Raw genomic sequence first — 12,154 nt, 5'->3', positions numbered from 1 at the left:
GGCTGCGCTCAACGCAGCGCGGCTTGCAGCGCCTTGCGAATGACGGTGGCGACTTCGTCGCCTTCGGCCCCGGCGTCGCGCGCCATGCGGGCGGCCTCGGCCGGCTTGTAACCCAGCTGTTGCAGGGCCACGGTGGCTTCGGAGACGGCGTCCGGTCCCAACTGGCCGGTGATCGGCGCACCGCTGCTGAAATCGGCAGCGCGGTCGCGCAGTTCCACCACCATGCGCTCGGCGGTCTTCTTGCCGATGCCGGGAATGCGGGTGAGCGCGGTGATGTCGCCGCCGGTGATCAGGCGGGCGAACTCGTCCACGCTGACGCCGGACAGCACCGCCAGCGCGATCTTGGCGCCGATGCCGGTGACCTTTTGCACGTCGCGGAACAGCCGCCGCTCGCCTTCGCGCAGAAAGCCGTACAGCGACACGCTGTCTTCCTTCTGCGCGTAATGGGTAAACAGGATCACGTCGCGGCCGACATCGGGCAGGTCGTAGAAGGTGCTCATCGGCGCCTCCAGCTCATACCCCACTCCGCCCACATCGATCACCAGCCACGGCGGCTGCTTGTAGGCCAGGATCCCGCGCAGACGGCCGATCACGGTGAAACACCGGGACCGGGGACCCGGGACCAGGCACCGGAAAAAGCGGCGATGCCTGTGGCTTTATCGGCAAACGTGCTCCGGGTCCCGGGTCCCCGGTCCCCGGTCCCGACTCCACTGCCGCTTACCATTATCATCGTCATTTCCGGCTCCAGGCCTGTTGGGTATTGACGCCCAGGCGCTGCGCCGTGGCGCGCACGTGGGCGTGAGTGATGGCGACCGCCAGTGCGTCGGCGGCGTCGGGCTGCAGCTTGCCTTTCAGGTTGAGCATGATGCCGACCATGTGCTGCACCTGCACCTTGTCCGCACTGCCCTTGCCGACCAGGGCCAGCTTGACCTCGGTGGCCGCGTACTCGTGTACCGGCAGGTCGCGCATGACCACGGCACAGATCGCCGCGCCGCGCGCGTGGCCGAGCTTGAGCGCCGAGGCGGCACTCTTGCCCATGAACACCTTCTCGATCGCCACCTCGTCCGGCCGGTAGGTTTCGATCAGCTCGCCCAGCCCCTGCAGCAGGCGCTTGAGCCGCTGCGCAAAATCGCCCTCGCCCAGCAGCACCAGCGGCGCGTGGTGCACATGCCGGCTACGGCCGCCTTCGTCGATATCGATGATGCCGATGCCGGTGCGCTGCGAGCCGGGATCGATGCCCAGGATGCGGATGGTGCCGGGACCGGGGACCGGGGACCGGGGACCGGGCACAGCAACCTCGGTAACGGCCTGACCATCGGCACCGCCCTTCCGGGTCCCCGGTCCCGGGTCCCGGGTCCCGACAGGTGCCACTGCGGCCTTACGCCCCGGCACCGAGCGCTGCTTGATCGACGTTCGAATACACGTCCTGCACGTCGTCCAGGTCTTCGAGCATGTCGAGCAGCTTGCGCACCTGCAGCGCGGTGTCGCCGTCGACGGCGATGTCGTTTTCGGCGCGAAAGGTGATTTCGGCGTGCGCCGGCTGCAGGCCGGCAGCGGCCAGGGCGTCCTGGACCTGGGCGAAGGTGTCCGGGGCGGTCAGCACGTCGATGGCGCCGTCTTCCGGGTACACCACCACGTCGTCGGCGCCGGCTTCGATGGCCGCCTCGGTGAGGGTGTCTTCGTCGATGCCGGCAGCGAAGCTGAGCACGCCCAGGCGTTTGAACATGAAAGCCACCGAGCCCTCGGTGCCCATGTTGCCGCCGCACTTGCTGAAGGCGTGGCGCACGTCGGCCACGGTGCGCACGCGGTTGTCGGTCAGGCAGTCCACGATCACCGCCACGCCGCCGGGGGCATAGCCCTCGTAGCGCACTTCTTCGTATTCCACGCCTTCCAGCTCGCCGGTGGACTTCTTGATGGCGCGCTCGATCACGTCCTTGGACATGTTCGCCGACAACCCTTTGTCCATGGCGGTGCGCAGACGCGGATTATTGGAAGGATCGCCGCCGCCGGCGCGCGCGGCCACGCTGATCTCGCGGATGATCTTGGTGAACATCTTGCCGCGTTTGGCGTCGGAGGCGTTCTTGCGGCCTTCGATCGAGGGGCCTCTACCCATGGGTGGTTCCAGACTGGCTTGGATGACAGGGCGCGAATTTTACCTGATTGCCCGCCCTCACCGGGGCCACAGCATCCGCCGGCGGATGTTCACGACTGAAAGCGGCCGGTGCGCAGGAAGGCCAGCGCCTGGGCGGCGGCCTCGGGCGAGCGCAACAGGCCGCTGTGGCTGGCGTTGACCACGCAATGGTCGCGCAGCCCGGGCAGGCGGGTTTCGGCCAGCGCCACGGTGCCGTCCGAGCCCTCGGCCAGCGGTGCCAGCCAACGGCCGACGCCGCGCGGCACGCAGCCGGCAACCTGGCCGATCTCCGCCTGACCGTCCCAGCGCGCAAACCCCTGCTGCAACAGGGCGGCGCTCCGGCCCATCGCCCAGACGCCACCACGCCGGGCCAGTCCGCGCGCGGCGGCGCTGCCACACAGGGGCGAGCCCAGGCAGACCACGCGGCGCACCGGCAGGTCGGGGGCGTCGCACAAGGCCTGCAAGGCCATCAGCCCGCCCAGGCTGTGGCAGACCAGCAATTGCGCGCGGCCTGTGCAGGCGGTCGATCAAGCGCGGCACTGCCTGCACCGGCCCGCCGAGCACGCTGGCATAGCCGAACAGCGCCGGTGCCAGCCCATCGGCGCGCATCCGGCGTGCGAGCGGCAACAGCCAGTGCGCGGTATTCCAGATGCCGTGCACCAGCAGCACGTCGGCGGTGGCGGTGACCGCGTACTTGCGCGGACTGCGCCGGGGCATGACCGGGAGGGACGACGATGGGATGAACAAAGGCGTGGTCACCGGGATGGGGGCAAAGATCAGGCGCGTGTCTGACACGCGCACGGCATGCAGGGAACAGGCCTGGTACCGATCGTTCGCACGCGCTGCGCCGATCGTGCGGCAAACGCCGCGCACGGCAAGCGAACCCGGCGTCGCATCGTACGGACGCCTGGCTTACTCGGCTGCAACAATCGGCTTGCGGCGCAGGATGAACTCGCGGTCGACGATCTTGCCCACCGGGAAATCGTATTCGCCGATTTTTTCGAAGCCGTAGCGGGCATAGAAGCGCTGCGCGCCAAAATTCTCCGACCACACGCCGATCCACAAGGTGCGTGGGCCGTCGCGTTCGAGCCATTCCAATGCGGTTTCGAACAGCCGGCTACCCCAGCCGCTGCTCTGGTAGTCCTTCAACAGATACAGCCGCTTGAGCTCTCCATCGCCTGGGCGCACCTCATCGTGCGGCAGACCGCAGGGGCCGGCGGCGGCATGGCCGACCAGCAGGTTGTCCATCTCCAGCAGCCAGATCGCATAGTCCGGATGCGCCAGCACGATGCGCGCGCGCTCGACCGCATAGGTCTCTTCGAGAAAACCGCGCAGGTCTTCTTCTGGATACAGATGCCCGAAGGTTTCGGTAAAGGTCTGCGCTGCCAGCAGCGATAACGCTTCGGCATCGTCCGATGTGGCGCGGCGGATGCGGGTCATGCGGAGCCTCTCGTGCCATGTGGACATGGCAGCTTCTCGCATGCAGATGCGCTACCGCAAGCGGGCGCCGCGGGCAGTGCACGCCGGGCAGAACCCGATGTGCACGCCCTACAGGGACATGCGGTGCGCATGCCCCTGCGCGTTTGCGCATCAGACCTGCTTCGGGCGGACCTGCACGTGCACTTCGGCGAGCTGATCGGCGGCGATCGGCGACGGGGCGTCGGTCATCAGATCCTGTGCGCCCGTGGTCTTGGGGAACGGGATCACGTCGCGGATGGATTCGGTGCCGGCCATCAGTGCAGCGATGCGGTCGATACCGAAGGCGATGCCGCCGTGCGGCGGTGCGCCGTAGTTCAGGGCATCCAGCAGGAAGCCGAACTTGGCGCGCGCTTCTTCGGCGCCGATGCCGAGCAGCTCGAACACGGCGCTTTGCATGTCCGGGCGATGGATACGGATGGAGCCACCGCCGATCTCATTGCCGTTGAGCACCATGTCGTAACCGCGCGACACGGCGGTGCGGGCATTGGCGCGCAGGTCGGCAATGTCGTCCACCGCCGGCGCGGTGAAGGGGTGATGCAAGGCGACGTAGCGCTGTGCTTCGTCGTCCCATTCGAACATCGGGAAGTCGGTGACCCACAACGGTGCCCAGGTGTCGGCGACCAGCTTGAAATCCTTGCCGGCCTTCAGACGCAATGCACCCATGAAATCGGACACGGTGTTGTAGCCGCCGGCACCGAAGAACACGATGTCGCCGTTGCCGGCACCGACGTGCTTGAGCAGGGCGGCAAAGGCCTCTTCGCCAAAGAATTTGGCGATCGGCGAGCCGACTTCGCCGGTCTCCGAGAGCTTGATGTAGGCCAGGCCCTTGGCGCCGTACTTGGCGGCATGCGCGGCGTATTCGTCGATCTGCTTGCGCGACAGGCTGGCGCCACCGGGGATGCGCAGCGCGGCCACGCGACCATCGGCATCGTTGGCAGCGGCGGTGAAGACCGGGAATTGGCTGGATGTGACCAGCTCGGCCACGTCGATCAGTTCCAGATCGATGCGCAGGTCCGGCTTGTCCGAGCCGTAGCGACGCATCGCCTCGGCCCAGGTCATGCGCGGGAACTGCGTCGCCAGCTCGACATCCACCACTTCCTTGAAGATGGCGCGGATCATGTCTTCGACGAAATCCTGCACGTCGCGCTCGCGCACGAAGGCAAATTCCATATCGAGCTGGGTGAACTCCAGCTGGCGATCGGCGCGCAAGGCTTCGTCGCGGAAGCAGCGCGCAATCTGGTAGTAGCGGTCGAAGCCGGCCACCATCAAGATCTGCTTGAACAGCTGCGGGCTCTGCGGCAACGCGTAGAACTCGCCTGGATGCATGCGCGCCGGCACCAGGAAGTCGCGTGCGCCTTCCGGGGTGGCCTTGGTCAGGATCGGAGTTTCGATGTCCTGGAAATCGCGCGCATCCAGATGCCGGCGCAGCGCCTGCACCAGCTTGATGCGGGTGCGCTGCATGCGCTGCATTTCCGGGCGGCGCAGGTCCAGATAGCGGTACTTCAAACGGGTTTCTTCGCCCGGATTTTCGTGCGCGTGGAACGGCAGCGGCGCAGCCTTGTTGAGGATGCTGATGCGCGTGGCGATCACTTCCACCTTGCCGGTGCGCAGCTTGTCGTTGACCGCATGGCGCGCGCGCACCACGCCTTCAACCTGCAGCACGTCCTCGTAGCCAAGGCTGGCGGCCACCTTGAACAGCTCCGCGCTGGCGTCGTCGCCGGCCACCGGTTCCACCGTGACCTGCACGATACCTTCGTGGTCGCGCAGGTCGATGAAGCACACCCCGCCCAGGTTGCGGGCCACGTCGGTCCAGCCGGCGAGAGTGACGGTTTGGCCGATCAAGGTCTCATCGACCAGGCCGCAGAAGTGGGTACGCATCGAAAGCTCCGCTGAAAACCCGACACAGGACAGCGCCGGAGAGCCGGATATTCTGGGGCCGGCGGACGACAGGAGCAAATGCGTGGGCGCTCATGGGCGCTTAAGTCGGCGCCCGGCTGAATAGGCGCCACGCCCCTCCCGCACCAAGGACGACACGATGCTGCGCACCGCCCTGCTGCTTTCCGGCTTCGGCCTGATCACCCTGACCGGCCTGCTCGCCAGCGCCTCTGCCGCGGCGCAGGAGCGCGGCTGGAACGGCCCCAGCATCACCTGCTCCAGCAACGACAACCGCCGCCGCGAGTGCGATACCCCGTTCCGCGGCCGCGCCGTCTTGGTGGAAAACATCTCGGGCACGCGTTGCATCGAAGGCCGCAACTGGGGCAGCGACCGCGGCAGGATCTGGGTGGACAACGGCTGCCGCGGCCGCTTTGTCGACGGCCGCAACGGCGGTTGGGGCGGCGGCAACGGCCCTGGGTATGGTGGCGGCGGGGTCGCCGGCACGGTGCGCTGCGAGAGCAACGACCAGCGCCAGAAGATCTGCGACACCGGCTGGCGCCGCGCCACCCTGTTGCGCCAACTCTCGAACACGCCTTGCGTGGAAGGCCGCAACTGGCGCCAGGACGGCGGCCGGATCTGGGTGGACGACGGCTGCCGGGGTGAATTTGCGCAGGCCCGCGGTGGCGGCGGCTGGGATCGCGGCGACGGCGACTATGCTGGCCGCGACGACCGTCCACGCAACGACTACGCCATCAACTGCGCCAGCGACGACCGCCGCCTGCGCACCTGCGCCTGGGACGGCCGTTATGGTCGCCCGGTGCTGACCCGCCAGCTGTCCGACACGCGCTGCGAGGAAGGCCGCAGCTGGGGCTACGACGATCGCCGCGCAACGGTGTGGGTCAACGATGGCTGCCGGGCGCGCTTCGAGGCGCGTTGAGCACTGGAAGCCCCGTCAGTGCGCGGCTCAGCTCCCCCACGGCGCAGGTGGCAGCGCCACTGGCCGGGTGAGATCGAATTGGACCCGGAACAGGCGCCCATCCGGGCGACTCAGTTCGTAGACAACGCTGCGACCAGGCCGGATCTCCATCGCCCAGCGATTGCGCAGCGAGGCGGTCGAGCCCAGGCGCTTGAACAGCGCGACCGACTCGGCATCGACCGGGAATTCCTGGCGGTGCGCACTGCCGGCATCGACAGTGTCGCCGCCGTACTGGGTCAACGCATCCGGGCTGCCATCGGCGTGGCGATGGTCGTGCTTGAGCCGCAGCCCGGTGTCGGTGCGCGTCAGCACCCAGGTACGCGAGCGGTCGTCGCCGACATGAAACGGCACCCGCAACGTGCGCGTCGGGTCATCGCAACCACGCACATGCATCACCAGCGGCTTGCCGGCGAATGCACTTGGCGTTGCGGACGCGGGCGTATCGACGATGACCCGGCCGGCAAAGGCCTGCCCGCAATGCATGGCCAGGGCGGCCAGAAATCGATCTGCGGGCGCCGCGTCGACCGCAGCGTGCGGCACCGGCGTGGCACAGCCGGCTAGCGCAGCGAGCAGCACCAACGCGGCCCACCGTGATGCAGCGGGCATCACGGTGCGCGCCGCGGCGGCGACTGCAGCGCTGGGCATCGCGCTGGGCTGCAACACTCTGCGCGCGCCGCGGGTCTTCATGCGGGGCCGGACGCGGGTTTGGCCGCCGGCTTGCTCTCTACAGCCGCGGCCGGTTTGGCATCGCCACCGCCGCTGCTGCTTTCGGTCAGGTTTTTCTTTTTCTCGCCGGCCGACTTGAAGTCGGTCTCGTACCAGCCGCTGCCGGACAGGCGAAACGACGGTGCGGTGATCTGGCGCTTGATGGTGGCCGCCGCGCAGGCCGGGCAGGTCTGCGGATCGGGGTCGGCCATTTTCTGCAGGCGGTCGAACGCGTGGCCGCAAGTGGTGCACTGGAAACCGTAGATGGGCATGGCAGGATCAGCTGAAGACGATGCGGGGGCGAAGATTCTAGACGCATGCAGGCGGGCAGGTGCAGTGCCCTGCCGCGCGGCAGGCGAAGGGCGTGGACGACAGGGCGCAGCAGGCAGCGGGCACCGCGACGATGATCGCTCGCCGTTTCGACAGCCGCGCACGCAGATGGCTGTTTGTCCCGATGTAATGTCGAACGCCCCTGCCCGCGCGCAACGGTTTGCAGGCATGTCGCTTCTCTGCCAGATCAGCGCGTATGGCATGCAGATTGGTTTGTTGTACCGATGCAATGTTCAGCGCCCCTGCCCGCACGCACAGCGATCCGCAGACATGCCGCAGCCCTGCGCGATTGACATGCGGGCGGCTACGCCCTGCAGGCAGTGCAGCGCGCAAGCAGTGCCACACGTCCCACACCTTGCGCGAACCACACAGACACATCGTCATTGCCAAAACGCCGCACATGCCCTTCGGCTTCAATCGAGCCGCGCTGGACAGGCTGCTACACTCGCCCGCGTGACCGACGCGCCTTTTCCCCCACGAGGGCCGCATCCATGTTGCGGCTGACTGCCTTATTGCTTGGCGTTGCCCTGCTGCTCACCGGTAGCGGGCTGCTTGGCACGCTACTCGCCGTGCGCGGCGGCCAGGCCGGCTTCGATGCGCGTGCGCTGGGCCTGATCATGTCCGGCTACTTCGCCGGTTTCTTTCTCGGCACCTTCTTCGCGCCGCCGCTGATCCGCCGCATCGGGCATATCCGCGCCTTTGCGTTCTACGCATCGCTGGCGGCCATTGCGGTGTTGCTGCATCCGATCTGGCTCGATCCCTGGGGCTGGGGCGTATTGCGCCTGGTCACCGGGGCGGCGCTGGTCGGCCTGTATACGGTGATCGAAAGCTGGCTCAACGCCGAGCCGGACGCGCGTCGGCGCAGCCGGGTGTTTTCGGTGTACATGGCGATCAATCTGTCGGCGCTGGCGCTGGGCCAGATCCTGCTCACCATCGGCGATGCCGGCGCACCGGCCATGTTCACGCTGACGGCGATCCTGATCTGCGCGGCAGTGATGCCGGTGATGACCACGCGGCTGATCCCGCCCGAGGTGCCGCACGTTTCGCGCCTGCGACTGAAGACGCTGTACGCATTGGCGCCGGTGGCCACGATTGGTGCCGGCCTTTCCGGGCTGGCGATGGGTGCGTTCTGGGGCTTGCTGCCGGTGTACGCCAACCGCATCGGGCTGGATGCCGACGGCGTGGCGATGTTCATGCTCACTGCCATCGTGGGCGGTGCGGTGCTGCAGTGGCCAATCGGGCGCATCAGCGACGGGCACGACCGCCGTATCGGGCTGGTCACGGTGAGCGCACTGGCAGCCGTTATCGCCATTGCTGCCGCATTGCCGATGGTGCAGACGCAGACCACCGTGCTGTTCGTGCTGTTCTTCGTCTATGGCGGGTTGGCGTTTTCGCTGTACCCGTTTGCGGTCGCGCACATGCTCGATTACCTGCCCCGCGAAGATTTGCTGTCCGGCTGCAGCAGTTTGTTGCTGGTGCACGGTGTGGGTGCAGCGATCGGCCCGGCGCTGGCCGGAGGCGCCATGCAGAAATTCGGCCCGGCAGCCTTGCCGGTGTACTTTGCGGTGATGCTGCTCGCACTGGCCGGATTCACGCTGGCGCGGCTGCTGCGCTTCAGCCGCCGCCGCACCCACCCCATCGCCTTCCGCCCGATGCTGCGCACCACGCCATCGGCACTGGAATTGATGCCGGAAACCCAGCAGATCGAAGCGCCACCGCGCACCAAGCAACGCTGACACAGCGCTTCCCACCGAGGTCCAGGATGGCTCTGCAATTCTGCCGGCATAACTTGCAGAACATCGTGGCTACGGCCAGCGTCACTCGCCACATTTCGAAATTTCGCCCGCTTTTAAAAGCGATCGAACACGCCTGATATGCAAGTTTCAGAGCGGATGGCTTGCGGCTTGGCTGCAGGGCCCTTGCCCGCCAACCGTCGCAGGACACGCTGCAAGTACGTCCTTGGCAACCGCGATACGCAGCAGATCGGCACCACCATCGACGGCGTGCCCAATGGCGGCTCGGGCTATGGCGGCGGCTCCAAGGCCAATCGCTTTATCGACCTGCCGGATCTGGAAACGGTGGAAGTGAGCCAGGGCACCGCCGACATCGCCTCGCGCTCCAACGAAGCGTTGGGCGGCACATTGAACTACCTCACCAGCGAACCGCGGGACACCCAGCGTGTGCGGGTGATCGGCGGCATTGGCGACAACCAGGCGCGCAAGTATTACGCCCGTTACGACACCGGGCTGCTCGGCGACAATACACGCGCCTGGATCAGCGGCTCGTCAGCGCGTAACGACGACTGGATCGACGGTAGCGGCCACACCAGCCGCGATCACCTGGCCGGCAAATTCGCCAGCGCGTTGAACAAGTGGGCGCTCAGCGGCTACGCGTCCTACGACGATGCCGACGATGCCGACGATGCCGACGATGCCGACGAATCCGAATACACCAGCGTGACGCCGGAGCAGATCGCGCGCGACCCCGAGCACGATCTGTTGACCGGCACGCTCACCGGCATTCGGTATCTGGACCAGAACTACCGCTCCGGCTCGCGCGCGTTACGCAAGAACACCTTCGGTTATCTACGCGGCGCCTTCGATGGCGGCAGCGGCTTCAAGACCACGCTGACCGGCTACGCGCACCGCATGCAAGGCCGCGGCGACTGGATTCCGCCGTATCTGGTGGACGTCACCAACAATGGTACAGGCGCGCCGGAGTCCGAAGCGCGCGGTGGCAACACCGTGCATGCCGGCAGCGACCTGGGCAAGCTGTATTACCTCACCCCCGGCGGCGCGGCCGCGACGATGCTGGCCGGTTGCGCCGGTAGCGATGCGGTGCCGGCCGAATCCAATCCGGCCTGCGACCCGGCCGGCTCGGTGCCGGTGCAGTCGTACCGCCACAGCCACTACGACAACCACCGCGCTGGCGCGATGGCCGATGTGGAATGGCGTGCCGATCTCGGCGCCATCGACAACACCGTGCGCGCCGGTGCCTGGCTGGAGCGCATCGAGCGTAGCGTCACCCGCGACTGGCATCGCCTGCTCAACGTCGGCACCAACATCAGCTTCGATCACCGGCCGTACGGGGTGCAGTTCACGGACAACTACCAGACCGACGAACAGATGTACTACGTGGAAGATGTGATGCGCTACGGCGCGTTCGCCTGGCGCGTGGGCGTAAAGCAGTTTTTCCTTGACCAGAGCCGCGACCGCCGCATCGGCGAGGCGCAGCATGTGGAATCGGATGCGCACTCGGACCCGCTGCTGTCGGCCGGCCTGACCTGGACCACGCCAAACGATTCCACCTTCGTGCTGCTATCGCTACGTAATGGCGGCAGCACTACCGTACAGGCGGAACTGCAACCGGGTGCGTACACAGCCGCACAGCCGCGCGAACGCCTGAGCATTGCGCCCGGCGCGAGCGAGCAGCGTCGTTGGAAAGCGGCAGCAACCGGTGGCTGGTACGACCTGTGGGTGCACCACGACGGCGCGGCCCAGCGTCTGGCCGAACGCATTGAGACCGCTATGGACAGCGTCAGCGACCCGGCCATGGGTGGGCCGGCGCGCTTGCAGCAGGACCAACCCGTGGTGATCGGCGCACTTGGTTGAGCGGTGTGACTGGATTGAATGTCGCTACTGACCAGCGCTAACAAGCGCTCTGCGTCAGGGCTGCTGAGTAGGGGAAAAATCGCAGCCTCGCTCGGCGTCATTGCGCCAGGCGAAGCAACCTGCGCCGCGATTGCTGCTTGTCGCGTCGACGCTCACCCTGCGAGCGATTCCCGCACCGCGACCGCCACCGCCTTCAATGCCGCCTCGCGCGCGGCGGCGTCGACCTTGGCGCCGTTCAAGTACGTCGTCAGCAGCAGCGGCGCCCTGCCCTCCGGCGGCCAGAGGATGGCGATGTCGTTGCGGGTATCGGTGCCATTGCTGCCGGTCTTGTCGCCGATCTTCCACTCGCGCGTCGGCCCAGCACGCAGGCAATCGTCGCCGGTGCGGTTGTCGATCATCCAGTCGGTCAGCTGCTTGCGCGAGGCAGGCTGCAGCGCGTCGCCCAGCAAAAGCGTGCGCAGCGTGGCGGCCATTGCCGCAGGCGTGGTGGTGTCGCGCTGGTCGCCGGCGGCGAACCGATTCATCTCCGGCTCGTAGCGATCGCTGCGGGTGTGGGCATCGCCGATGCCACGCAGAAACGCGGTCAGTCCGGCCGGGTCGCCGACCAGCGGAAACAACAGGTTGGCGGCCGGGTTATCACTGTAGATCATGGTAGCCCGGCACAGCTCGGCCACGCTCAGCGACCCGCCGACGTGGCGCTCGGTCACCGGCGCATGCGCGAGCATGTCGGCAGTGTGGATCTTCACCCGTTGCGCCAGCGTCAGCTTGCCTTGGTCCACCCGCTGCAGAACCGCCGCAGCCAATACAAATTTGAAGGTGCTGCACATCGGAAAGCGCTCGTCTTCACGCTGGCCGATGTGCCAGCCGGTGGCGCTGTCGAGCAGGCCGATCCCGAGGCGACCACCGGTGCCGCGTTCGATTTCCGCCCAGCGTGCCCGCAGCACGTCGTCCACCGTCACCGCCGGGGTGAGCGCCCGCGCGGGCTTGGCAGCCGCAAGCAGTACGCCTGCGCCGGTTGCGTACAAGAACTGTCGCCGATTCAACATG

General features: G+C 67.1%; 11 protein-coding genes and 1 pseudogene. 3 read left to right on the top strand and 9 right to left on the bottom strand.

The features are described from left to right. Window positions 1-8: 8 nt before the first annotated feature. From ruvA to aspS, 6 genes and pseudogenes are all read right to left on the bottom strand, one after another. Complete coding sequence (gene ruvA, locus A7D16_RS17860) at window positions 9-593, bottom strand: Holliday junction branch migration protein RuvA (RefSeq protein WP_064634604.1); 585 nt, start codon at window positions 591-593, stop codon at window positions 9-11. Between the two features lie 139 nt (window positions 594-732). Beyond that, a complete protein-coding gene (gene ruvC, locus A7D16_RS17855; protein WP_064634661.1) occupies window positions 733-1,251 on the bottom strand; it encodes a crossover junction endodeoxyribonuclease RuvC in 519 nt (172 codons plus the stop codon). A 127-nt stretch (window positions 1,252-1,378) separates the two neighbouring features. Beyond that, a complete protein-coding gene (locus A7D16_RS17850; RefSeq protein ID WP_064634603.1) occupies window positions 1,379-2,113 on the bottom strand; it encodes a YebC/PmpR family DNA-binding transcriptional regulator in 735 nt (244 codons plus the stop codon). 89 nt (window positions 2,114-2,202) lie between these two features. Next, window positions 2,203-2,848 (bottom strand): annotated as a pseudogene (locus A7D16_RS17845) (esterase/lipase family protein). A 195-nt stretch (window positions 2,849-3,043) separates the two neighbouring features. Further along, window positions 3,044-3,571, bottom strand: a complete 528-nt coding sequence (locus A7D16_RS17840) for a GNAT family N-acetyltransferase (RefSeq protein ID WP_064634602.1) — start codon at window positions 3,569-3,571, stop codon at window positions 3,044-3,046. 150 nt (window positions 3,572-3,721) lie between these two features. Further along, window positions 3,722-5,488, bottom strand: coding sequence for an aspartate--tRNA ligase (aspS, locus tag A7D16_RS17835; RefSeq protein ID WP_064634601.1), 1,767 nt, complete (start codon window positions 5,486-5,488; stop codon window positions 3,722-3,724). Between the two features lie 157 nt (window positions 5,489-5,645). Between aspS and A7D16_RS17830 the strand changes: the two genes are divergently transcribed. Continuing rightward, window positions 5,646-6,422, top strand: coding sequence for a DUF3011 domain-containing protein (locus A7D16_RS17830; RefSeq protein ID WP_064634600.1), 777 nt, complete (start codon window positions 5,646-5,648; stop codon window positions 6,420-6,422). A 27-nt stretch (window positions 6,423-6,449) separates the two neighbouring features. On the opposite strand, the gene A7D16_RS17825 is transcribed toward A7D16_RS17830, so the two are convergent. Continuing rightward, the gene (locus A7D16_RS17825) at window positions 6,450-7,067 is read right to left on the bottom strand and encodes a hypothetical protein (RefSeq protein WP_064634660.1); all 618 of its coding nucleotides are present in this window, start codon (window positions 7,065-7,067) and stop codon (window positions 6,450-6,452) included. A 77-nt stretch (window positions 7,068-7,144) separates the two neighbouring features. Next, window positions 7,145-7,438 (bottom strand): FmdB family zinc ribbon protein, encoded by a 294-nt coding sequence (locus A7D16_RS17820; RefSeq protein WP_064634599.1) that lies wholly within the window; start codon window positions 7,436-7,438, stop codon window positions 7,145-7,147. Window positions 7,439-7,987: 549 nt separating this feature from the next. Here A7D16_RS17820 and A7D16_RS17815 point away from each other — a divergent pair. Both A7D16_RS17815 and A7D16_RS17810 read left to right on the top strand, forming a co-directional pair. Then, a complete protein-coding gene (locus A7D16_RS17815) occupies window positions 7,988-9,232 on the top strand; it encodes an MFS transporter (protein WP_064634598.1) in 1,245 nt (414 codons plus the stop codon). Between the two features lie 183 nt (window positions 9,233-9,415). Next, window positions 9,416-11,107 (top strand): phospholipase domain-containing protein, encoded by a 1,692-nt coding sequence (locus A7D16_RS17810; RefSeq protein WP_095522446.1) that lies wholly within the window; start codon window positions 9,416-9,418, stop codon window positions 11,105-11,107. 152 nt (window positions 11,108-11,259) lie between these two features. Here the strand turns inward: A7D16_RS17810 and bla are convergent, their stop codons facing one another. Next, a complete protein-coding gene (gene bla, locus A7D16_RS17805; RefSeq protein ID WP_064634597.1) occupies window positions 11,260-12,153 on the bottom strand; it encodes a class A beta-lactamase in 894 nt (297 codons plus the stop codon). Between the last annotated feature and the right edge of the window lies 1 nt (window position 12,154).

The organism is Xanthomonas nasturtii (assembly GCF_001660815.1).
GTDB lineage: Bacteria > Pseudomonadota > Gammaproteobacteria > Xanthomonadales > Xanthomonadaceae > Xanthomonas > Xanthomonas nasturtii.
This window is presented reverse-complemented; position numbering and strand designations above follow the sequence as displayed.